We start from the raw sequence: 22696 nt of genomic DNA, 5'->3' as shown, positions 1-22696 counted from the left end.
GGCACCATTGGAAAGGGGAGAATTTTCTTTTAACCAAGTCCAACTCCAGTGTGCTTAACTCACCTAAATTAATATCGTCGCTGGTAACAATAGTGAAACTAAACTGATCATGTTGAACACATGACATTTTCAGGAACACCCTCAGCCGTTTAATACCTGTCGCAGTGATCACATCTATGCCAGAGTTATTTGCGCATATAAGTCACTGTGGCCTGCCCTTCTCCATCAGTGACAAGCTCGGTGACAAGTTCGGGTGGACTATCAAAATTATAGAATAGATTGCCATTCTCAGAACTAATCTGCACGGTTGTATTGGCTATACCTTTTCCATCTGAGTCTGATAAGAAAATAGTTAATTCAGCTTCTGAACCCAAAATAACCGATGGGGGTGCATTTACAGAAATGCCTGTTCCTACAACTCTTACATCGAGGGTTTTAGGCTCTGACAAACCTGAAGCAGTGGCGGTCACGGTTATCGTTCTATTTTTAGGTTTATTCTGAGTGTTCAAAAAAGCTCTGGCAATACCGTCAGCTCCAGTTACAGCAACATTCCCGCTATTTTCCAATTGAATAGTTGCCTCAGAATTAACTGAAAAAGTGACATCAATCCCTTCCAAAAGCACATTATTGACATCTTTCACCAATAGCAATAAGTTCAATTTCGTCTGAGCCACTAGAAGCTAATTGAGTGGAACTGCCAAACAAGTCCAATGAAGCAGGTTGTTCACCTACGAGTGTTGTGCCTGCTGAGTCAAAAGTAGTAGTGGCCGTTTCACCAGAACTAAGTTTGGCTACTATCTCGCCGGCGCCAGAGTTTTCTCCCGCTAATATTTCAATTGTTGCAACACCATTCGCATCGGTTGACGCAGTGCCTGAATCATTACCAAAAGTAGCCAAGCCTTCGGGCTGGAAAGTATAAGTGATTAAAGTAGAGGCAACAGGTTCACCATTTGAATTACTTACAATCGCAGTCAATCTTAATGGACTCGCGGGACTCAACTCAACTGATGCTTCACCGTTCAATTGATCTGTTAATGCCAACTGAATGCTTCGAGAGCCTCCGCCTCCAGAATTACCTGCTGAATTAAAGGTGGTTATAGCCGTTTCACCAGAACTTAGCGTGGCGGTTATTTGACCGGCACCAGAGTTTTCGCCAACTAAAATATCAATAATGGCCTCACCGTCACTTCCGGTTAGCGCAGTACCTGAATCGTTACCGAATACCGCTAATCCTTCTGGCTCAAAAGTATAGGTGATGACGTTACCAGTGACTGGATCACCATTTGAATCACTTACAATCGCAGTTAATTTTAATGGACTCGTGGGACTCAATTCAGTTGATGCTTCACCGTTCAGTTGATCTGTTAATGCCAACTGAATGCTTCGAGAGCCTCCGACTTCGGAATTACCCGTCGAATTAAATGTAGTCGTTGCTTCTTCGCCTGAACTGAGAGCCGCTACTATTTCCCCAGCGCCAGAGTTTTCGCCAACCAGTATTTGAATCGTTGCCACTCCGTTAGCATCTGTAGAGGCAGTACCAGAATCATTACCGAAAATAGCCAAATCTTCAGGCTGGAAAGTATAAGTGACTAAAGTATCAGTAACGGGATCACCATTTGAGTCTGTTGCTGTTGCAGTGAGCGTTAAAGGAGTGGACTCACTGAGAGACGATGATGGCTGCCCGTCAGCATCGGTAAGCGCCAATTGCATACTGATGGTAATCGTACCAGATCCACCGCCATTATCGACAGGGGTGTCATCACGGGAGATACTACCTCCCCCTCCACATGAGAAGAGGCTAACCAGAGCCAAAAATCCAAACAGCGTTCTTAAACGTAAAATCATAATCCTTTCCTATGCACATGAGCCATACTGTGATGGCAAATTCATTTTAATAGTTCAGCTTGACCAACAATCTTGCTAATCTAGGTTTAGGTTATACGAGATAACCAAATTCATAGCACTAATACCCGCGACTTTTAACAATAATAAAGCTTAGGATTTACATGACCACATCAACGCACTCGTTATCACAAAAACCCGCTTCACGAAAACTCGGACTAACCGCTAGGATCTTTATAGGCATGATTGCCGGAATAATTATCGGAGCTTTATTGCAATGGCTGTTTGATGATAGCGGAGATTTTTCTTTTAGTGTATTAGGCATGCATGTTTCAACGTATGGACTTTTAGTCGAAGGTATATTTAATATAGTCGGAAGTATTTTTATCGCCAGCTTAAAAATGCTAGTTGTACCTCTGGTTTTTGTTTCTTTGGTATGTGGCACATCGAGCTTGTCTGACCCTTCGAAGTTAGGTCGATTAGGGGGTAAATCTATACTTTTATACGTAGGCACCACTGCCATTGCTATCAGCTTAGCTGTTTCATTTGCATTATTGGTGGCACCAGGTGAAGGGTTAAATCTGTCGACCGAATCAACTTATGTTGCAAAAGAAGCACCTTCACTAGGGCAAATCATCATTAATATGATGCCAACCAATCCTATTAATGCGATGGCCCAAGGCAACATGTTACAGATTATTGTGTTTGCAGTGTTTTTTGGTATCGCCATGGCTATGACAGGCGATACAGGTAAAAGGTTAACCGCAGTATTTGAAGACTTAAGTACTGTTATTATGAAGCTTGTCACTATCTTAATGAATCTTGCACCTTATGGCGTATTTGCCTTAATGGCCAAGTTATTTGCTACCATAGGTTTTGACACTATTGCCAGTCTAATCAAGTATTTTTTTACTGGTTGTATTTGTGTTGTTAATTCACGCGTTTGTTTCCTACCCTATAATTTTAAAAGCTCTAAGCGGCTTAAGCCCATTAATGTTGCTCAGAAAAATGCGTGATGCCGCCCTATTTGCTTTTAGCACTTCGAGCAGTAGCGCAACGTTACCTATCACAATGGAAACAGCGATTAAAAAGCTTGGTGTCAAACGTTCTGTTGCTTCTTTTACGGTTCCCCTTGGCTCTACGGTTAACATGGATGGTACCGCTATCATGCAAGGTGTTGCGACTGTATTTATCGCCCAAGTTTACGCAGTTGATTTAAGTTTGAGTGATTATATGATGGTCATCTTGACTGCAACACTTGCTTCTATCGGGACTGCTGGTGTCCCAGGTGTAGGTCTTATTATGCTTGCTATGGTGTTACAACAAGTTAATTTACCAGTTGAAGGTATTGCTCTTATTATTGGCGTGGATAGGTTGTTAGATATGACCCGCACAGCCGTTAATGTCACAGGCGACTGCATGGTGGCCTGCATAGTGGGCAAAAGTGAGAACGAACTAGATATTGAAGTGTATAACGATCCCGATGCTGGGATAAAGAGCGAAGAAATCGATTTTGAACATTTTGATAAAAACAGTTAATACACACTATTGGGACTGATTCAATCATCTTTGTTTTAGGTTTTATGAGATGTAATCTAAATGCTCAAGCGTATGGATTACATCTATTACTCTAATAATTCATGAAATAAGTGTTTTTCACAAATCGCCGCAGGATATTATGGTGCCACAGACAATTCTGGTGATATCAGTTAGCCATTTTTCAATCAAGAAAGTCCCGAATAGATAATAAAGGTGTAGGGCATAATGCTAATTATTCGGTTGTGGCTCAACAATAGCTCGCAGCTCAAAATTCTAATCCAAATCTTCCATTGGCCACATTGCGATATAATCTTCAAACTGCTCTAAATCAACATCATGATCGGCAACAGTCTTGCCCCTTAAGGACATGCCTGCTTTATGCATAACTGATTTTTTGCCTTTATTTAGCAGTGGGTGCCAAGTGGGCAATCCCCTATCCTCGTAAAGTCTACGATAACTGCAACTGTGAGGCATAAAAAAGATGTCTTGTAGATTGTCTTTGGTCAGTTTGACACATTCTGGAACCAGTATGGTTCGCTCAGCGTATTGTGTACACGCACACGTTTTGGTGTTCAGTAATCCGCATGCAATATTAGTGTAATGAATCTTTTCACCTTGTTGAATATGGCTTGTAGGTGCTGCTTCAGTGACTGCTTCATCATCGATGAACTTGTGCAAACAACATTTGGCACAACCATCGCAAATACCTTCCCATTGTTTTTCAGTCATATTTTCAAGGGGGGTCGTTTCCCAATACTTATCCATGACAGTACCTATATTTATTAATCATCTATGTTCTTCTCATACTTTATGAAACTACAACCAAAACATTGCTTGGTGTTACAAAATTTTTAATCAACAACAATATCTTTAGGCCTAGACTTTCCATTACATTATAGATAAAGAGATTGAGTGTGATGATCATAGCGATATTAGATTACCAAGCCAATCGTTCTTTTGGGTGATTTCCAACAGCTTTGCTATTTTTGGGTTAAAGCAGAAAACTTTTAATTGAGTGCTATTCATCACAAGATTTTTCAGTTTATTTTCCTACCAATATTACGACAGTTCTTATCGTATGTTCACCATCAAATACATCTTAAATATTGACAAAATCTCCACAGAAAATAATTGATTAACTGGGTCTGTTATAACCTCAAATGAAAATCTCATTATTTATACAACATATGTCCTGATTGAAAAGTGCCCATTTAATTCTATTGTTATATGATCATCAACTAATAAAGCTGCCACACCTTTTGGTGTCCCTGTCATCACTATATCTCCAGGCAGAAGAGTAAAGGTGTTTGAAATATTGACTAGTAGTTTTAATATAGGGAACAACATCTCTTGACTATTACCCTGCTGTCTTAATTCATTATTCACACTCAAACTGAAGTCTATATTGGATAAATTGTCTAGTTGTTCTTTAGCGATAAATTGCGACATAGGACAGCTACAATCAAATGCTTTTGCGCGTTCCCATGGATGCCCTTGCTTTTTTAATGTGTTTTGCACTTCCCTTAAAGTCAGATCTAAACCTAAACCAACCCCCCAGATTGCTGCCTCTGCATCTTTTATCGAGGTTTGGCAGAGTCTGGTCTTAATTAATACAGCCACTTCTAATTCGTTGTGGCAAGGACCTAAATTTTTAGGTATTACAACAGGACTATTGAGCGGCACTAAAGCCGTTGAAGGTTTATTAAACAACAAGGGGGTACTTGGTACATCATTATCTAATTCTTTTATGTGCTGCAGATAATTACGCCCAACACAGACTACTTTTCCTACTGGCAAATCAATTTTTTTGCACTCACTATCAATATGTTTATATTCAAACAAGGCTTCAGGATCCTTTTCGAATGCGATCAGATAGATAGCTTACCGACACCCCGAAATAACTCGAACGATTCCACCTCATTAATGTATGGAAGTTCTCGTAAACCAAGTAGATACGCCCTGTTTCACCGTCAGGGGCGATCAATGATGCTTTGATAGGCAAGTTGGGTAAATTTCCACCATCATAACGCCTAACGTCCAAGGCCTGCCAGCCTGATAGCAAACGCTTTGATGAAAATTTAAGGCCCGTCAAACTAAAATCAAAATTGTCAGGTACTGTAACTTGACGCCCCCATGTAATTTGATTACTCCAACCTTCTGACTTTAAAAAATTAGCGATAGATGCAAATACATCAGCTTTACTGTTCCATATATCTTTTCGACCATCGTTATCAAAGTCTATTGCATAGTCTAAAAAGGAAGTCGGCATAAATTGGCTCTGCCCCATAGCACCCGCCCATGAGCCGACAAATTGTTCAAGTTCAACATGTCCTTGTTGAAGTATTTTTAAGGCGGCAAATAACTGTTTTTTAAAAAGAGCTTCTCGCCTTCCTTCGTATGCCAACGTCACTAATGAATTAATCACCGAGTGTTTGCCCATAATATTGCCAAAGTTACTTTCGTTGCCCCACAGCGCCACGATAAAACGCTTTTGAACTCCGAACTGTTGTTCTACTTGGTCTAATAACACTTGATGCTGCGCCATTAAATCAACGGCTTTTTTAACTTTCCAATCAGGTACACGGGTAGCTAAGTATTTATCTAATGTTAATTTCGCTTCTGGCTGATTTTTATCAGCTGTGACAACTTTTTTATGGTAACTGACATCTGCAAACACTTGGTCAACAAAATCAGTGGTATAACCTTGTTCAAAGGCTTGTATCTTAAGGTCAGCTAAATATTGTTCAAAGGTAGGTTTTGCACTCAGGTTTTGACTGACTAAAAGTATTAGGATAAACAACAAGAGACCGCTATTTTTTATAGACATTAATCTGTGTTCTGCTGTTGCAAATGCGTTTTTAGTAAGTTTTCAGTCGCAGGGGGGAGCTGTAAATAAAAGCCCTGTATTTTGAGCTCAGTTCGCAACTTATCAATATCCACTCTTGCTAGTTCACGGTCTTTTTTAAGGGGCATAATCATTATAAATATTGGGGCACCAAATGTTTTTAACAAAGCCTCCGGAACCTTAGAAAAGTCGTCTCTGCCTGGCACGTACAAATAAGTTTCTTGTTTTTTGCTGCTCTTATAAACCGCACACAACATTATAAGTGTTCCTCAAGCAATTCACTCGACAAATTTAGAGCCTCAATTTTCACGAGTTCATTAACAAAAAGTGCTCGTCTCCAACTACTCAATAAATCAGGTTGCAATCCCATATCTCGAGTTTCATCTTGATTGAACCAGCACCACTTAAGCAATTGATTTATCTGTTTTTTAGAACCAACCAATTCTGGTGGAATGTCATACTTTTCGGCAATGCTAATACATAATTTTTTAACGCTAGCGACAGTGTTTTTATAGTTTTCAATATCATTTAATCGCTTTACCATTGGCGGGTAAGCCTCTTCGCTTACTTTTTGACAATCAGCGACTATAGCCAATAACACATCACCGTGGATCCTCACTTCGTGAGAATTCATTCCTTGAATTGCGCGTAATTCATTTTTACTTGATGGTTGTAGCATAGCAATAGAGACTAAATTTTCTTCACGCACCACAAAGTTTAAAGCCATATCACGCAGCCTTGCGGTAGAGATGCGCCAAGCAGCCAACTTTTTTAAAATAAATACTGCTTTATTTGATAGTTTCCAGTTATTTTTAATTGTTAAATACACTGAATCTAGTGGTATTGATGTTTGTTTCTTTGCTGATAAATGGTCAATTTCAGCATACACCCACGAGAGTTTGTTTTGTGCTTCTACACGGGCTTTAAGCTCTGGATATAGTTGAAACAAGTACAGCACATCTTTAGCTGCATAATCACACTGTTCATCACGTAAAGGTCGAGCTAACCAATCAGTGCGTGACTCGCCTTTGTCGACTATCACATCAAGCATTATTTCTACTAACTTGGCATACCCTAAAGCGGGTCCCATACCGACTATGCTAGCAGCAAACTGGCTATCAAAAATTGGACTAGGCATGACTTTAAATGCATGCCAAAAAGTTTCCAAATCCTCAGAGCAAGAATGCAATACTTTTACCACATTTGGATTTGTTAGTAACTCGGTTAAACTTGAAAAATCATCAATCGCTAAAGGGTCAACCAATACACATTGTTTTCCATCATAAATCTGGATAAGCCCCAACTGAGGATATAAAGTCCTTGTGCGGACAAACTCGGTATCAACGGCAATGGCTTCTACCTGACTGGCTTGTTGACAAAAATCTGCGAGTGCTTGATTACTGGTTATAAAGTTGTATTGCATGGATTTCCAAATTAGTGGTAACAAGAACCATAAAAAAAACCGGCTAATGCCGGCTTTTTACATAAATGTAAACGGTTGGGCTATTTATCTCTTAATTCTCTGCGCAGTATCTTACCAACATTACTTTTAGGAAGCTCGTTTGTGAACTCAACTATTTTTGGTATTTTATAACCCGTAAGGTGTTTACGACAATGATCAATCATGTCTTTCTCTGACAGCTCTTGGTTTTTACTCACTATTACCAACTTAACAATTTCGCCAGAGACCTCGTGGGGCACACCAATTGCAGCAGCCTCTACAACGTCATCGTGCATGGCAGCGACTTCCTCGATTTCATTTGGAAAGACGTTAAAACCCGACACTAAAATCATATCTTTCTTGCGATCAACAATATAAAAGTAACCATCTGTATCACATGTCGCTATATCGCCCGTAGCTAACCAACCATCGACTATCATTTCATCCGTTGCATCAGGCCTATTAAGGTAACCTTTCATCACCTGCGGCCCCTTAACTAACATCTCACCGGCATCTCCCATGGGAACTTCGTTTCCATCTTCGTCCACCAGTTTTATATCAGTCGAAGGAATGGGCATACCAATTGAGCCTTTATAGGCTTGAAGTTGTGGTGGGTTGATAGTCACAGTTGGGCAACATTCGGTTAATCCATAACCTTCAAGCAAAACAAGTCCAGTTACTTTTTGCCAACGTTCAGCAACAGTTCTCTGGATAGCAGCACCACCACCTAAGGCAAATTTTAATCCACTAAAATCTAAATCAGCAAAGCCAGGAGTGTTGAGCAATCCATTAAATAATGTATTTACACCTGTTATAACTGTGAATGGATACTTGGCTAACTCAGCCACAAAACCAGGCATATCACGTGGATTTGTGATCAATAAATTAGGACAACCAAATTTAACAAATGTCAGGCAATTACCTTGCAAAGCAAAGATATGATACAAAGGTAAAGCCGTAACTATTAACTCTTTACCCATTTCAACTTCGTTTTCTAGTATTGTCGAAGTTTGCTCCAAATTCGCCACTATATTTCTATGAGTTAGCATAGCCCCTTTAGACAAACCTGTTGTGCCACCTGTATATTGCAAAAAAGCCAAATCTTCGCCAGTCACCTCAGGACGCTGATAAAGTTGTCTATGACCTTGCTTTACTGCCTTTAAAAAACTTACCGCGTTGGGTAAGTCATAAGCGGGGACCATTTTTTTTACGTGTTTAAGTACGAGGTTTGTGATGACTTTTTTCAGAGGTGATAACATGTCACCTACAGAAGTTATTAACACGGTTTCTAAAGCGGTATTATTCATTACCCCACTCAAAGTACAGGCAAAATTTTCAACAATAACAATAGCTTTTGCGTTTGAGTCTGTTAATTGATGTTGTAACTCTCTTGGGGTGTATAAAGGATTAACATTTACCACTGTCATACCTGCGCGAAGTATGCCGAATAAAGCCACGGGGTATTGGATAAGGTTAGGCATCATAATGGCCACCGCATCACCTTTTTTCAGCCCCGAATGTTGTAAATATGCAGCGAAGTCACGAGAAAGCTCATCCAACTCGGCAAAGGTAATACTTTTCCCCATATTGATGTAACTGACATTATCTGAATATTTTTCAATGGATTGTTCAAAAATGTCGACTATAGATGAATAACGATCAGGATCGATATCGACAGGAACCCTAGGGTCATAATTTTTCAACCAGATTTTTTCCACTGTGCCTCCAAGCTGTCGGTTTTAAGCTGGCCCCTTGATAAGGGTGCAAAAACTAACGTATTATTATAATAAATTAATAAAATCCCAACAGAGTCTACCTAAAGCGTCTTCAAAAATAAATCAACAATTGATTAACAACTAAGACCCGCTCATGATCAGTTTAAAAATACAATAATCTTATTGGCGACTGGCTGGGGATTGTCCATATGCAAATGATGATGCCCATCACATTCTGCCGTAGTTAAATTTTCAACCCAGTCCAGCCTCTTTTGTACAGTGGTTCGCATTGATTCGTATCCTTTATCGCCCGTTATGACCAAAGTGGGACATTGAATATTACGCATAAAAGCTTCTGCTTGTGGCTCTGTCATTCTAAGTGATGAAAAGGTTCTCAAACGCCTATCAGTGTTAAATAATAATTGTTTATTTTCCTCACGAATATTTCGAGTTATCAATAATCTAGCTGACTCTAATGCAATATCCCCAATCTTTGCTCTAGCTTCGATTGTTCTTTCGATACTGCTAGGGTGTTTAGCTTCACTTTGTTGAGCTTTTAACCTGCTAAGAATTGAGTCCCTGAGTTGGAATGGGCTACTTTGTGTATCTTTGGTCATAGGCCCAAACGACTCAATTGAGATAAGTTTACTCACATATTCAGGAAAACAACTAGCATAAATAGTTGAAATGATCCCCCCCATAGAGTGGCCCATCAATATAAATGACTGCCAACCTTGTGAATCTACTAACTCATGTAAATCGTAAGCAAAATCAATGAGGTGGTAGTGAGCACCATCGCTTCTGTGAGAAGACAGCCCATGACCAGTAATGTCTAGCGCTAGAATATAATAATCAGTGAGGTACTCAGCAATAGGCTGAAAACTTACTGCGTTATCTAACCAGCCATGCAGTGACAAAATCATTGGTTTGGTAGCATCTCCATAGCCAATAGCGTGAAGAGTAATGTTGGCAAGAGGAAATTCAAGGGCTTGTTGCACGTACGTTCCTTTTTAAATACAAAAAAGCGGCAATACTTTGCCGCTTAATCAGCTATTTTCTGCCTGCTTGGCAAAATACATCCGTTATTTTTTAGATCTTTTTATATTGACAGGTTTAGGGTAACTTATCGCACCGCTTGGACGTGTTGACGGAACCCTATGACTGCTATTGTCGCTTGAGCCACGAATGATTAAACTTCTATGATAAGGGCGTGGATAATGTCCATTCCAATATCGAAATGGCCACACATGTACACCACTAATATCAATTCGCTGAACGTTTTTCCATAAATAATAGGCTCCAACAGTGGCGGTTGGAAACACATATTCATGTTCACCTACCAAACCATTTTCTAAACCATTAAGCTGTCCAGTAAATGTCATCAAACGTCCAACTTGATAGACCATAGGATCCATGAAACCGTCAATAACAATACGATAACGCCCCATACTTTCTTCACTTGATACAGGTCGGCCATAACCATTTAACGGGTAATAAACCATTTCAAAAACAGTGGAGTCAGGTTTATTTTCGACTTTTGCTATTGCTCCTCCCCAACGTAGCATCTTACCTTTGACCTGTTCAGCCTTTGATGCAGCATCCTCATAAGTGATTAACTGGGTAGTATCATCAACCTGAAGCTTATCAGGAAAATTTGAACAGCCAAAAAGAAACACAGCTGCTAATAAAGTACATATACGAATATTCATGATTTTTCCTCAGATAGAGCAAACAAGATAAGTTAATCTGTTATTTTATTTATAATAACTGAACAATTACTGAATTTTTTGTTTATTTTGTATCTATCAGAACGGAGAATAGATCAAACAAAGGTGTCGACACCCAATAATAATTGTATGCTCTGACGTTGCTGCTCCTTATCCATACTCTTATAAGCTGCAATAGCTGACTTTTCATTTAAGCTATTGCTAGAAAGTGTGGCGGAGTGTTGTTTAAAAGATGCTGCTTTTTCAAATATTTGGGTGTCACCGCTGCGAATAATAGATGCTTGAGTAGTGACTAGATTGTCATCTTTGATTTTTTCTGATTTAAGCTCACGGAGCTTGTCCCGAGACGAACGGGGAATATCAGATGCTTTTAATGAAGATAGTGACTCTATACTCAACAACTTTTCCTAATCATTAGAAACAATAATTTACAAACCCAAAAATCCAAAATATACAAGAATTGTTCCAGATTGTTCTATTAATTATCTACTCTCGTCCTGGCAATTTTTTCCAGGTTACTTTGTCACGCAAATAAACCGGTTGGATGTCTTCTACTTCAACAGCATGTCCATCGGCAATTAAAGCCTTAGCTAAGGGCAACATATACACAGCATTAGGATACAAAACACCGGAAATCACATCAACGTTGGCTGCCGCATTTAATTCTGGGTATGCCTGCCATCCAGTTCCAACGCCAGCCATTTCAACGTTACTATTGAGTAATACTAATGCATCCTCTGGCGGTATCACTTGCTCTTCCCCAATCAATGCCATGACTTTTTGTTTAAGTTTATACTGGCCAAAATATACTTCTGACATACGCGCATCTATTACTGCAGTCACCTGTTCACTCTTATTTTGCACATAAGCTTGCTGTGCCATTGCGGCTAATGTAGATATGCTAAGCACTTTATGACCGGTACCTAGTGCTAATCCCTGTATCACACCAGTCGCAATACGCACCCCAGTAAAGCTCCCAGGGCCGCGTCCAAAGGCTAAGTAGTCTAAGTCTTGCAGTGTCACATTCGCCTCTTTTAAGACATCATCAATCATCGGCAATATACGTTGACTGTGTTGCTGTGGACAGACTTCGAAACGATTGAAAACGTGTTTGTTGACCTCAAGGGCAACTGAACAGGCCTCGGTAGCAGTATCGATAATTAAAATATTCATGATTGAGTTTCCACTTCATCTTTGTCTCTGTGAATGTATTGTAAAAAGTCCACTGCTTTTTGTAAGTCTCGGGTGCGGCGCATGTCTGGCAAACTCCCCATAAAGATTTTGCCATAGTCTTTGGTAACCAAACGATTATCACAAATGACCAACACACCTTTATCGGTTTCATCACGGATCAAGCGCCCTGCCCCCTGTTTTAAAGCAATAGCAGCTTGAGGAATTTGTAATTGTACAAAAGGGTTGCCGCCACTTTTTCGGCAATCTTCGATCCTTGCCTGCAATAACGGATCATCTGGTGAAGCAAATGGTAATTTATCAATTAACACACAAGTCAAATCATCACCTCGTACATCCACCCCCTCCCAAAATGCCCCTGTGCCCAACAACACCGCATCTTTGTTTTCTATATAACTTTCCAATAATGCGCGCTTGGTAGTTGAGCCCTGAACCAAAATAGGATTGTCGATTTCATCTACTAGCTGGCTGGCAATGGCATTTAATGTGGCATGACTAGTAAACAACAAAAAGCAACGGCCACGACTGGCTTTAACTAATTTGATAGAAATATCTAACAAGGTGGCGCGCATTTCACGGGCGTTAGGCTCTGGCAAAAAACGTGGAACACACAGCATAGCTTGATTAGGATAATCAAATGGGCTGTCTAAGGACAAAGTCGTCGCATTGTTTAAACCCATTTGTCGTTGAAAATGTGTGAAACCGCCATCTACCATCAAGGTGGCAGACGTAAAGACCCAACTGCGTTTTGGCTCTGCAATAAAATCGGCAAATTTCTGCGAAATACTTAAAGGGGTTAAATGCAACACAATATGGCGAAGAGTGGTTTCGTACCATAGGCTCACACCTAATTGTGTGGTATCCGTTAAACGCGCTAATTTACCTCTAGCTTCTGACACTCGTTCAAAAATATTATCTAAGTCTTTGTCTCGGCCAACATGTAATTTTAATACCTCATACAATACGTTCAGACTATCAGTTAATTTACTGATCTGAGTTTGTACGTCGTTCCTAGTTAACATTTGACGCCAGTTACCCTTGGCGGGATTTTCAGGGAATAAAATACGTAAATCTGCCGCGATCATTTTGCACTTTTCAGCAGCACTTTGTAATTGTTTAGCGTCTTTAAGTACAGTGCGATACACCACTTCAACATCGCGGCTAATATCCTGCATTTGCCTACTCGAAAACGTCTCGCCAAAATACTCACTGGCAATATCAGGTATTTGATGAGCTTCATCAAATACCACGAGATCCGCTTCAGGGATGAGCTCACCAAATCCGGTATCCTTTAAAGCCATATCAGCAAAAAACAAATGATGATTAACCACAACTACATCTGCATCCAAGGCTTTACGACGCGCTTTAATCATATAGCAGTCTTCATAATCTGGGCAATCTTTACCCAAACAGTTATCCGCTGTAGAGGTAACAAATGGTAACACTTTAGCGTCTTCTGCTAGCGTTCTCATATCGCCCATATCGCCGGTTTTAGTACTCGAAGCCCATTCTCTAACTTGTGTGAGTTCGGTGAGTGTTTGTCTATCAACTAGCGTACTATTTCCACCATGTTGTCTTAATCTGTGTAAACACAAATAATTGGCTCGGCCTTTTAACAGAGCAGTTTTACTGTTGGAACCTAACGCCTCCTTTATCAGAGGTAAGTCACGATGAAACAGTTGCTCTTGCAGGTTTTTGGTCCCAGTGGAGATAATAGTTTTTCTTTCAGACAATAGTGCAGGTGCTAAGTAAGCAAAGGTTTTACCGGTTCCCGTACCCGCTTCAACAATAAGAGGAGCTTTATTTTTGATGGTATTTTCAACGGCAACTGCCATATCAGTTTGTGCTTGGCGCGGAACAAATCCGTCGATAGCCTCAGATAACTTACCATCAACAGCAAACAAAGATGATGTTTTGGACATAGCGCCTTAGTAAATAATGAAAGTGAAAAAACGTAAGTGGAGATTATGCCAAAAAGCATGACAACTAACGAGTGAAAGTTGTTCCTTATAAATTACAACTTTCCTTGCCTAATTTTATTTTCATGGTATTTTTTGCCACAAAATATAAAAGAGTGCGCTCCATGCCTAAAGCCAGTGAAATTAAAAAAAATGCCGCCGTTGAACTTAATGGCAAAACTTATATTGTGAAAGATATCAATAAGATGACACCAAGCGGCCGCGCAGGTGCCAGTTTATATAGAATGCGTTTGTATGAAGTAGGCACAGGCGCCAAGGCAGACGAAAGCTTTAAAGCAGATGAAATGCTCAATTTAGTAGATTTTCATCGAAATAAAGTGAGTTTTTCTTATGTGGATGGTGACGAATATGTGTTTATGGATGACGAAGACTATTCATCCTATTCTTTGAACTCTGAAACCATCAGCGAAGAACTACCTTTCATCACCGAAAATACTAAAGGCCTGCAAATTTTATTGGTTGAAGAAAAACCTGTGGGCATTGAACTTCCTGCTTCTGTTGATTTGATTATAACTGAAACCGATCCTTCTATAAAAGGTGCATCGGCTAGTGCTCGTTCTAAACCCGCAACATTAGCAACAGGCTTAGTAATTCAAGTACCTGAATATATTGCCAGCGGTGAAAAGATAAAAGTGAATACAGCTGAAAGTAAGTTTATGGGTCGCGCAGATTCTTAGGCTCAAAGTCAAAAACCAGCCACCGCACAGCATAACGGATAAAGTGCACCCAAAACTTTGTCACACAGAGGGATAATCAGATTAAAAAGTTAATAATATAAACAAAAACACTTTTTGCTTATCTCTTTACCCTCTGTGGTTAGTTTTCATGGTCTGTTTTCTTATGCAAACTAATCACCACTGACTTGTAAGCAGGTGTGTTACTTTTATCAGCAACGCTGCTAAGGGGGATCAAATCATTGGTTTCAGGGTAATAAGCGGCTGCACATCCTCGTGGGATATCATATTGAACTAGAGTAAAATTTTCTGCAGTTCTAGTTTGTCGCTTTTCGTTTGGCCAATGACTGTGAATATCAACTTGTTGCCCTTTGTTTAAACCTAAATCTCTTAGGTCCTCTCTATTTACAAAAATCACCCGGCGACCGCCATGAATACCTCGATACCTATCATTATTAGTGTACACAGTGGTATTAAACTGGTCGTGACTACGGATAGTCATCATTAATAAACAGCCTTGTGGCACATGAATGGATGTTATTTTATGCACGACAAAATTGGCTTTACCGTTGTTAGTCACAAACTGACGTTGATCTCTTACCATATTGGGCAATTCAAATTCGCCGAGCTCTTCGATTCGTTGATTAAAAGCTTCAAAGCCAGGTATTACTTGAGCAATACCATCGCGGATTAACTTATAGTCGTTTTTCATTTGTTGCCAGTTAATATTGCTACCCGGCAAAGTCAACGTGGCTAAATCAGCTACAATGGCAACCTCGCTCTTGAGTAGGTTCGAAGCAGGCGGTATTTTACCATGGGAGGTTTGCACCACGCCCATAGAATTCTCTACAGTAACAGTTTGAATTCCTGATAATTGTTCATCAATTTCAGTACGACCAAGTGCTGGTAATATTAGCGCGTTTTTAGCAGTGTGAAGGTGAGATTGATTTAATTTGGTCGAAACTTGTACCGTTAATTCACAGTTGGCTAAAGCGCGTTTCGTGGCTGTATGATCTGGTGTAGCACGATAAAAGTTACCCCCTAAAGCAAACAGTACTTTAACCTGTCCTTGCAACATAGCTTGAATAGTTTCTATGGTGTCGTAGCCATGTTCTCTGGGTACATCAAAATCATACGTTTGTTGTAAGGCATTAAGAAAAGTCGCTGACGGTTTCTCCCAAATTCCCATAGTACGATCACCCTGCACATTACTATGACCACGCACTGGACAGACACCTGCACCGGGTTTACCCAAATTACCTTGTAACATCAAAAAGTTGGTTATCAGCTGAACATTAGCTACTGCATTTTTATGTTGGGTCATACCCATAGCCCAACAACAGATGGTCTTTTTTGAGCCACAAGCAATATCTGCAGCTTGATTAATTTGGCTCTGAGTTAATCCACTATGCTTTTCAATATCAGCCCAAGAGGTGTCTAAGATATCCTGTTTAAAAGCAGTAAAACCATGGCAATATTCTGCAATAAACTGATGATCTAACACTTTCTTCCCAGCATCATCTCTTGTTATTAAAGCTTTACATAATCCTTTTAGAAAAGGCACATCACCATTTATTTTTACCGGTAAGTACAAATCTCTTAATGCCGTTCCAGCACCAATCACCCCTTCTACTTCTTGAGGGTTTTTAAAACGCTGTAAACCCGCTTCATCCAACGGATTAATAGCGACAATTTTGGCACCTTGGCGTTTAGCTGCTTGTAATGAAGTCAGCATACGTGGATGGTTTGAACCAGGGTTTTGCCCAAAAATAAAAATGGCTTCGCTATTTTCTAGGTCGTGTAAGGACACAGTACCTTTGCCCACACCAATGGTTTCTGTTAATCCAACACCACTGGATTCATGACACATATTTGAACAATCAGGTAGATTATTAGTTCCAAACTGGCGCACAAATAACTGGTATAAAAATGCAGCTTCATTACTTGTGCGCCCTGAAGTATAAAAAGCAGCTTGATTGGGCGAGTCGAGTTTAGTTAAGCTTTGTGAAATTAGATGAAATGCCTCTGACCAACTTATTGGTTGATAGTGGCTTGCCCCTTCGGCTAAAAATAAAGGTTCAACTAAACGACCTTGATCATTTAACCAACGATCAGACTTCTTTTTTAAGTTCTCAATACTGTGATTGGCAAAGAAATTAGCCGTTGCCCGCTTTAAGGTTGCCTCGTCAGCGACAGCTTTGGCACCATTTTCACAAAACTCAAAGGTTGAACGTTTTAACAAGGGATCAGGCCAAGCACAACCGGGGCAGTCAAAGCCTTCAATTTGATTTAGTTGAGTCAGTAATTTAGTGCCTCTGATAGGTCCGGCTTTAGCACTAACATTTTTATATGCTGACATAACAGCTGTTACACCTGCCGCCCAGTCTTTTTGATTGGTCACCTGCAAGTTTTTTACATCAATAGTATTTTTTGACATCTAAAATAACCCAAACTCATAAAAAGCAATATTGCCTTGCGACTAATATGATTAAGTCAATATTTACTGATCTTGCGGAGAAAAAAATTAATGCCCCAATACTTTTGCGGGATTAATTCTGGCGGCTTTTATTGCAGGATAAAGCGTGGCTAGAACACTTAATAATATGGCGATTGCAGCGGTAAGATACACTTCATTCCAGTTTAACTGTGAAGGTAAAAAATTGATAAAATAAACATCACCAGATAAAAATTGCACGCCTAATAAATCTTCGATAAAACGTGCAATAGCCGCCAAATTAACCGCCGTCAAAACGCCTAAGATTACACCTACTATTGTGCCAATCAAGCCATTGAATGTACCTTGCAACATGAACACTGAGATAACGAGGCTATTTTTTGCGCCCATACTTTTAAGCATGGCAATTTCACTTTGTTTTTCGTTTACCGCCATCACCAGAGTCGACACTATGTTGAAACATGCAACAGCAATAACCAAACTTAATGCGATATAAACCACTGCCCGTACCAGCTGAATGTCTTGATAGAGATTACCATCGTTAATAGTCCAATCAGACATATATACTTCAGATGTTAGTTCATAGCCAATTTCACGGGTTAATTCCTGAGCGACAAAAGCATCGCGATACCTTAAACGAATGCCCTGTGCACCATGCTTAATATTTTGTGCCTGTGCAGCTAAGGACATGTGCATATAGCCAATATGATTACTGAGTTCGCCGCCCATATCTAAACTCGCTATAATATTAAGTCGTAACGTTTTTGGCGCACTTAAAGTCCAATCTTCCGTTAACTGAGGCAATAAAATCTGCACTTTATCACCGACCACCAAACCTAACTTTTGCATAATGCCTATGCCAAGCATAGTGGCACTTTCATCTGTTTTGAATTGCTGCCACTGCTCTGTTGTCACTAAACTTGGTATGACCCCATCCGCGGCGTAAAGAGGATCTAAAGCCGTCATTTCCACAGCCTTCATGTGATTGCCTTTTTGCAACATACCTGTAGCTTTAACGTAGGGTTCAACAAAGACCACTTCAGGGTGAAGTTTTAAAGCATCTACTTGCAAAGGCCAGTTTTTAATACCATTTGCATAAACTGATTTAAACTCTGCATGGGGAATAACAGACAATAATCGGTCTTTTAATTCTTTTTCAAAACCGTTCATTACCGACAACAATAAAATAAGCACAAAACACCCCAAGCCAATACCAAAGGTTGAAGAAGCGGAAATAAAGGAAATAAAACCGTTTTGACGTTTATTTGTACGAAAACGCCAAGCCAGCAACCAAACTAGACGCACTAAATTTGACTCGCCACAGATTGGGCAGGTGCATCAGTCAAACAGCCATCGACTAAGTATAAAGAGCGATCTAATCTGTTTGCTAATTGAGTATCGTGAGTTACCACTACAAAACTGGTTTGCATTTGCTCGCGTAAGTCACTGAGTAACTGATATATACTTTCACCAGTTTTTTGATCTAAATTCCCTGTCGGTTCGTCAGCAAGTATCAACTTAGGTTGGGTTACCAAGGCTCTGGCAATTGCCACACGTTGACGCTCGCCACCAGATAATTCAGCAGGTTTATGCGTGTACCTATGCGACAATCCAACCTTGTCTAACATGGCCATCGCCAGTTCATGTGCTTTTTTTATGGGTTCTTTGGCTATTAATAAAGGCATAGCAACGTTTTCTAACGCATTAAACTCGGGTAATAAATGATGGAATTGATAAACAAATCCAAGGGATTGATTTCGAAATTGAGCTTGTTGGTTGCTACTAAACGAAAAGATATCTTGTTGTTCAAACGTTACTTGGCCTGATGTCGGTTTATCCAAAGCGCCTAGCAAGTGCAGTAGTGTACTTTTACCAGAGCCTGAACTTCCTACAATGGCAACTTGCTCGGCTTTATTAATAAAGAAGTTGATGTTTTTAAGCACCTTAACGTTATTTTCACCATCGTTGTATTCTTTACTTAGATTGGTACATCTGAGTAACTCACTCATAATCAGCACATTTCCCTAGTTTGAATTTGAACTGTTTGTTTTCTGGTACATGCGCAGACGTTTCTTTTCCCGTCTTTTAGCCAATATTCTTGCTAATTTTCGCATACTTACCACTTGGTCACTTTCATCAATGATATCAATACCAAACAAGCTCTCAACTAAATCCTCAACCGTTAATACTCCTTCTAAACCCCCGTATTCATCTACGATAAGTAACATGTTTCCTCGTTGTGAGTGCAAAGGCGCAAATGCATTGGCTAATGACATACTGCTTAATATAGTGACCATGTTCTTTTGGAAAGTTTTGAGCTCTCGATCTTTATTGTCACGGGTATACGCTAATAATAAATCTGACTTTAACACATAGCCGGTAATTTTCTCTGGCTCACCATCTTCATAGATAGGTATCCGTGAAAATGACACATCTGCGTGGTGATCTAAAAACTGTTTAACGGACATGGTATCAGGTAACGAAAAAACGACGGTTCTATGAGTCATTGCTTGGCGAACTTTAACTTGCTTTAAACTAAGTAAGTTCTGCATCACTGTCGCCTCGCTTGCAGCAATTTGACCTTCTTCAAAAGACAATGCGGTCATGGCGTACAATTCATCTCTATTCAAACCACTAAGAGGCGACTCGTCCTGAAGTTTAGATGTCATTTTCTGGGCCATTTGAACAAATGGCCACAAAACAATGATTAAATACTTTAAAAAATAAGCCGTAGCTGGTGCAAGTTTGCGCCAATAGGTTGCTCCAAGAGTCTTCGGTATGATTTCTGAGAATACCAATATCAATAAAGTCAATACAGCCGAGGCAATCCCAAGGTAAGCATCACCGAACACTACCGCCGCCTGAGCACCAGCACCAGCAGCTCCCATAGTATGAGCAATGGTATTTAAGCTCAAAATAGCAGCAAGTGGCCGGTTGATATCGCTGACTTGATTTTTTAACAGCTTCCCAGACGGATGACCACTTTTTTCTAGTACAGAAATATAAGCAGAGGAAATACTTAGGATAACCGCTTCTGCAATAGAGCAAACAAATGAAAAGCCTAACGCGATAACGATATATAACAACAACAAAAACATAGAAATTAAATCTCAGAGTATGGCGTCAATAGCATCATATAGGTTTGGAAAAGAGGCATAATACAAGCTTATCAAACCATGAGCAGATAGCGTAGTATTAATGGAAACAATTAGGGGTTTTAAACAAGAACAGGATAATAAACAATTTATTGGCGGAGTGGACGAGACTCGAACTCGCGACCCCCGGCGTGACAGGCCGGTATTCTAACCAACTGAACTACCACTCCGCATATAAACTGTATTTTTGTTTTGATGTTGGCGGAGTGGACGAGACTCGAACTCGCGACCCCCGGCGTGACAGGCCGGTATTCTAACCAACTGAACTACCACTCCAGCCGTAATCAAAACGTTACTCTATATATCTACACTTAAACTTTACGGTTAAAAGCGTTTATTTTAAGTAATTAGACAACATTAAAATTGGCGGAGTGGACGAGACTCGAACTCGCGACCCCCGGCGTGACAGGCCGGTATTCTAACCAACTGAACTACCACTCCACAATATTTAATGTTATCAAGCGGTTAGATAAGAAATAAAGGATATCCCTTCTCAACCGCGGCGCAGATAATACGGGTTCACCCCATACTAGTCAATAGCTTTTTAGCACGAAATTCAGTTAAAATCATTGATTGCTGTAGTATTGAACAAATTGTCGATTATACCTGCATACATTCATTCTTTAGGGAGGGATATATGCATTAAATTAGAGCGGGACTCAGTTTTTTTCTGATGTTGATTCTTTGGGTTTGGCTTTACGTTTGAAGATTTTTGCAAAGAGCCCAACTATTTTTCCAACACCATTTCCATCGACACGCTTATTGACATCAGCAATTATCTTAAATTTTTTGATAAAATTAAAATCTGGCTTTTTTTCTAAGGTTAACCAATAAATTACCCCCCCACCGACTACCAAAATGAACAGATTAATACTCACAATCAACGCGACAAGACTAGAGGTTGACATTTTCTCATCTGTTAACGTTGTTTCTTGTTTAGGCATGACACTTTTTTCATTAGTACTATCTGTTATGGCGGTATCCAGAACACCTTTTTCAACAGCAACCACAGCCAGCTCTGGTTCTTCTGATAGAAAGCTATATTCAGGCACATCTAAAATAAATTCTCTGCCTTCATAAGTATTTCCATAAGCAGTTAACTTGATGCGATATAGGCCATAATCATAATTGGCAAATAAATATTCACGCACTTCAGATGACATATCTGTAATAGAAAAGCTCTGAGTATCGCCATTTGGAAAGCGAATTTTCCCATCAATCAGTAATGTAGACATATCCACAAATTCACGCTGAGCATCCACTTTAAGTTTATGGTAGCCATCGCCGCCGCCATCAATCTCAACGTTCACTTTAATTGGATTGGTCATTAACTTAATAGAGGGGTGGATCTTTTCACGGCTATACATAGGTGTAGATACAGTAAATGTGGGGATCCATTCTCCATCTGCAATGGCAAGATTAAACTGCCCAGTAAATACCCCATCTAAAGGTATTTCATCCATGCCTTTACCGTTGTCTTCAAAAAATGCGATGCGTTCTTTATTGGCACCAAAATTATTAAAATTGGGATTATTTGTACTCGACAATGAAATAGTCAGTTCAACCACATCTCTAAATGCAGTGTAATCAATTGGCATACCATTGTTGGTTAAGTAGGCTGTTTGTTTAAGGATTTCACCAGAAAAAATTATATTGGGTAAAGGATTAGTATGTAATGCTAGATCACTGATCACCATAACTCGACTTTCAGGCGAAATCTGACCAACAGCTTGCCATGGGCCTGGCACGGGATTTTTTATGCTTATCATGTCGTAAGTAGAGCTATCAAACCAAAAAATACTGCTATCATCAGCGTTAGACTTAAAAATTTTGGAGCCATCTGGCTGCACTAGAACGATAGGTGCGGAACCGAAGTCACGAAAAAATATCATGGTAATTTCTTCAACTTCGAAATCGACTCTAAAACGGTTTTGCAATAACTCAATACTATTTTGGTAATCAGAACCTAATTGGGTAATAGGCGAATCAAGACCTTGAAGAATTTCTTGGTTAATTGAAGATGGTGCAATATCCTGCTGTTCCTGGGCAGTAGCTTGAACAGACAAGCTCACGTAAGCAAAAAACCACAAAATTAGAGCAGATACGGCCCATTTTAACATATTTACTCAACCC

General features: G+C 39.8%; 21 protein-coding genes and 3 tRNA genes. 3 read left to right on the top strand and 21 right to left on the bottom strand.

Annotation, left to right across the window (positions count from 1 at the left end):
• Positions 1-185 precede the first annotated feature (185 nt).
• Together Q0Y52_RS12715 and Q0Y52_RS12710 are read right to left on the bottom strand one after the other, a co-directional pair.
• Positions 186-659 (bottom strand): hypothetical protein, encoded by a 474-nt coding sequence (locus Q0Y52_RS12715; RefSeq protein WP_297822120.1) that lies wholly within the window; start codon positions 657-659, stop codon positions 186-188.
• Positions 625-1845 carry a hypothetical protein gene (locus Q0Y52_RS12710; RefSeq protein WP_297822118.1) on the bottom strand — a complete coding sequence of 407 codons (1221 nt, stop codon included), beginning with the start codon at positions 1843-1845 and terminating at the stop codon, positions 625-627. The genes Q0Y52_RS12715 and Q0Y52_RS12710 overlap by 35 nt, the downstream gene beginning before the upstream one ends.
• A 161-nt stretch (positions 1846-2006) precedes the next feature.
• On the opposite strand from Q0Y52_RS12710, the gene Q0Y52_RS12705 reads away from it, so the two are divergent.
• Positions 2007-2858, top strand: a complete 852-nt coding sequence (locus tag Q0Y52_RS12705; protein ID WP_297822116.1) for a cation:dicarboxylase symporter family transporter — start codon at positions 2007-2009, stop codon at positions 2856-2858.
• Positions 2836-3381 (top strand): cation:dicarboxylase symporter family transporter, encoded by a 546-nt coding sequence (locus Q0Y52_RS12700; RefSeq protein ID WP_366939291.1) that lies wholly within the window; start codon positions 2836-2838, stop codon positions 3379-3381. Before Q0Y52_RS12705 ends, Q0Y52_RS12700 begins: the two co-directional genes overlap by 23 nt.
• Positions 3382-3654: 273 nt before the next feature.
• Here Q0Y52_RS12700 and Q0Y52_RS12695 read toward each other — a convergent pair whose 3' ends face one another.
• The 11 genes from Q0Y52_RS12695 to Q0Y52_RS12645 form a co-directional block, all read right to left on the bottom strand.
• Positions 3655-4146: a YcgN family cysteine cluster protein gene (locus tag Q0Y52_RS12695; protein WP_297822111.1), complete on the bottom strand. Its 492-nt coding sequence runs from the start codon at positions 4144-4146 to the stop codon at positions 3655-3657.
• A 411-nt stretch (positions 4147-4557) separates the two neighbouring features.
• Positions 4558-5223, bottom strand: a complete 666-nt coding sequence (locus tag Q0Y52_RS12690) for a fumarylacetoacetate hydrolase family protein (protein WP_297822109.1) — start codon at positions 5221-5223, stop codon at positions 4558-4560.
• Positions 5224-5227: 4 nt separating this feature from the next.
• Positions 5228-6208 (bottom strand): lytic transglycosylase domain-containing protein, encoded by a 981-nt coding sequence (locus Q0Y52_RS12685; protein WP_297822108.1) that lies wholly within the window; start codon positions 6206-6208, stop codon positions 5228-5230.
• Complete coding sequence (locus Q0Y52_RS12680) at positions 6208-6483, bottom strand: YcgL domain-containing protein (protein ID WP_297822106.1); 276 nt, start codon at positions 6481-6483, stop codon at positions 6208-6210. The genes Q0Y52_RS12685 and Q0Y52_RS12680 overlap by 1 nt, the downstream gene beginning before the upstream one ends.
• Complete coding sequence (gene rnd / locus Q0Y52_RS12675) at positions 6483-7649, bottom strand: ribonuclease D (protein WP_297822103.1); 1167 nt, start codon at positions 7647-7649, stop codon at positions 6483-6485. The genes Q0Y52_RS12680 and rnd overlap by 1 nt, the downstream gene beginning before the upstream one ends.
• 80 nt (positions 7650-7729) lie before the next feature.
• The gene (fadD, locus tag Q0Y52_RS12670) at positions 7730-9385 is read right to left on the bottom strand and encodes a long-chain-fatty-acid--CoA ligase FadD (RefSeq protein WP_297822100.1); all 1656 of its coding nucleotides are present in this window, start codon (positions 9383-9385) and stop codon (positions 7730-7732) included.
• A 155-nt stretch (positions 9386-9540) separates the two neighbouring features.
• Positions 9541-10380 carry an alpha/beta hydrolase gene (locus Q0Y52_RS12665; RefSeq protein WP_297822097.1) on the bottom strand — a complete coding sequence of 280 codons (840 nt, stop codon included), beginning with the start codon at positions 10378-10380 and terminating at the stop codon, positions 9541-9543.
• An 84-nt stretch (positions 10381-10464) separates the two neighbouring features.
• Positions 10465-11091, bottom strand: coding sequence for a Slp family lipoprotein (locus Q0Y52_RS12660; protein ID WP_297822094.1), 627 nt, complete (start codon positions 11089-11091; stop codon positions 10465-10467).
• Between the two features lie 113 nt (positions 11092-11204).
• The gene (locus tag Q0Y52_RS12655) at positions 11205-11507 is read right to left on the bottom strand and encodes a hypothetical protein (protein ID WP_297822091.1); all 303 of its coding nucleotides are present in this window, start codon (positions 11505-11507) and stop codon (positions 11205-11207) included.
• Positions 11508-11595: 88 nt separating this feature from the next.
• Positions 11596-12282 carry a tRNA (adenosine(37)-N6)-threonylcarbamoyltransferase complex dimerization subunit type 1 TsaB gene (tsaB, locus tag Q0Y52_RS12650; RefSeq protein WP_297822089.1) on the bottom strand — a complete coding sequence of 229 codons (687 nt, stop codon included), beginning with the start codon at positions 12280-12282 and terminating at the stop codon, positions 11596-11598.
• Positions 12279-14222 (bottom strand): ATP-dependent DNA helicase, encoded by a 1944-nt coding sequence (locus Q0Y52_RS12645; RefSeq protein ID WP_297822087.1) that lies wholly within the window; start codon positions 14220-14222, stop codon positions 12279-12281. Before Q0Y52_RS12645 ends, tsaB begins: the two co-directional genes overlap by 4 nt.
• Positions 14223-14383: 161 nt before the next feature.
• Between Q0Y52_RS12645 and yeiP the strand changes: the two genes are divergently transcribed.
• Positions 14384-14956 (top strand): elongation factor P-like protein YeiP, encoded by a 573-nt coding sequence (gene yeiP / locus Q0Y52_RS12640; RefSeq protein ID WP_297822085.1) that lies wholly within the window; start codon positions 14384-14386, stop codon positions 14954-14956.
• A gap of 139 nt (positions 14957-15095) precedes the next feature.
• Here the strand turns inward: yeiP and Q0Y52_RS12635 are convergent, their stop codons facing one another.
• The 8 genes from Q0Y52_RS12635 to Q0Y52_RS12600 form a co-directional block, all read right to left on the bottom strand.
• Complete coding sequence (locus Q0Y52_RS12635) at positions 15096-17390, bottom strand: FdhF/YdeP family oxidoreductase (RefSeq protein WP_297822083.1); 2295 nt, start codon at positions 17388-17390, stop codon at positions 15096-15098.
• Between the two features lie 87 nt (positions 17391-17477).
• Complete coding sequence (locus Q0Y52_RS12630; protein WP_297822081.1) at positions 17478-18713, bottom strand: lipoprotein-releasing ABC transporter permease subunit; 1236 nt, start codon at positions 18711-18713, stop codon at positions 17478-17480.
• The gene (gene lolD / locus Q0Y52_RS12625; RefSeq protein ID WP_297822078.1) at positions 18713-19417 is read right to left on the bottom strand and encodes a lipoprotein-releasing ABC transporter ATP-binding protein LolD; all 705 of its coding nucleotides are present in this window, start codon (positions 19415-19417) and stop codon (positions 18713-18715) included. The genes Q0Y52_RS12630 and lolD overlap by 1 nt, the downstream gene beginning before the upstream one ends.
• A gap of 15 nt (positions 19418-19432) precedes the next feature.
• The gene (locus Q0Y52_RS12620) at positions 19433-20506 is read right to left on the bottom strand and encodes a CNNM domain-containing protein (protein WP_297822076.1); all 1074 of its coding nucleotides are present in this window, start codon (positions 20504-20506) and stop codon (positions 19433-19435) included.
• A gap of 150 nt (positions 20507-20656) precedes the next feature.
• Positions 20657-20733: transfer RNA gene (locus tag Q0Y52_RS12615), tRNA-Asp, on the bottom strand.
• Positions 20734-20762: 29 nt separating this feature from the next.
• Positions 20763-20839 (bottom strand) — tRNA-Asp (locus Q0Y52_RS12610).
• Between the two features lie 88 nt (positions 20840-20927).
• A tRNA-Asp gene (locus tag Q0Y52_RS12605) sits at positions 20928-21004 on the bottom strand.
• 218 nt (positions 21005-21222) lie between these two features.
• The gene (locus tag Q0Y52_RS12600) at positions 21223-22683 is read right to left on the bottom strand and encodes a TIGR03503 family protein (RefSeq protein WP_297822074.1); all 1461 of its coding nucleotides are present in this window, start codon (positions 22681-22683) and stop codon (positions 21223-21225) included.
• Positions 22684-22696: the final 13 nt, after the last annotated feature.

The organism is uncultured Paraglaciecola sp. (assembly GCF_943787955.1).
Lineage (GTDB): Bacteria > Pseudomonadota > Gammaproteobacteria > Enterobacterales > Alteromonadaceae > Paraglaciecola.
This window is presented reverse-complemented; position numbering and strand designations above follow the sequence as displayed.

Excerpts from the sequence above, each read along its gene's own strand:
- Q0Y52_RS12710 (WP_297822118.1), bottom strand. The coding sequence starts at position 1,845 with ATGATTTTACGTTTAAGAACGCTGTTTGGATTTTTGGCTCTGGTTAGC.
- Q0Y52_RS12705 (WP_297822116.1), top strand. The coding sequence starts at position 2,007 with ATGACCACATCAACGCACTCGTTATCACAAAAACCCGCTTCACGAAAA.
- Q0Y52_RS12700 (WP_366939291.1), top strand. The coding sequence starts at position 2,836 with ATGTTGCTCAGAAAAATGCGTGATGCCGCCCTATTTGCTTTTAGCACT.
- Q0Y52_RS12695 (WP_297822111.1), bottom strand. The coding sequence starts at position 4,146 with ATGGATAAGTATTGGGAAACGACCCCCCTTGAAAATATGACTGAAAAA.
- Q0Y52_RS12685 (WP_297822108.1), bottom strand. The coding sequence starts at position 6,208 with ATGTCTATAAAAAATAGCGGTCTCTTGTTGTTTATCCTAATACTTTTA.
- Q0Y52_RS12680 (WP_297822106.1), bottom strand. The coding sequence starts at position 6,483 with ATGTTGTGTGCGGTTTATAAGAGCAGCAAAAAACAAGAAACTTATTTG.
- rnd (WP_297822103.1), bottom strand. The coding sequence starts at position 7,649 with ATGCAATACAACTTTATAACCAGTAATCAAGCACTCGCAGATTTTTGT.
- Q0Y52_RS12660 (WP_297822094.1), bottom strand. The coding sequence starts at position 11,091 with ATGAATATTCGTATATGTACTTTATTAGCAGCTGTGTTTCTTTTTGGC.
- tsaB (WP_297822089.1), bottom strand. The coding sequence starts at position 12,282 with ATGAATATTTTAATTATCGATACTGCTACCGAGGCCTGTTCAGTTGCC.
- Q0Y52_RS12645 (WP_297822087.1), bottom strand. The coding sequence starts at position 14,222 with ATGTCCAAAACATCATCTTTGTTTGCTGTTGATGGTAAGTTATCTGAG.
- yeiP (WP_297822085.1), top strand. The coding sequence starts at position 14,384 with ATGCCTAAAGCCAGTGAAATTAAAAAAAATGCCGCCGTTGAACTTAAT.
- Q0Y52_RS12635 (WP_297822083.1), bottom strand. The coding sequence starts at position 17,390 with ATGTCAAAAAATACTATTGATGTAAAAAACTTGCAGGTGACCAATCAA.
- lolD (WP_297822078.1), bottom strand. The coding sequence starts at position 19,417 with ATGAGTGAGTTACTCAGATGTACCAATCTAAGTAAAGAATACAACGAT.
- Q0Y52_RS12620 (WP_297822076.1), bottom strand. The coding sequence starts at position 20,506 with ATGTTTTTGTTGTTGTTATATATCGTTATCGCGTTAGGCTTTTCATTT.
- Q0Y52_RS12600 (WP_297822074.1), bottom strand. The coding sequence starts at position 22,683 with ATGTTAAAATGGGCCGTATCTGCTCTAATTTTGTGGTTTTTTGCTTAC.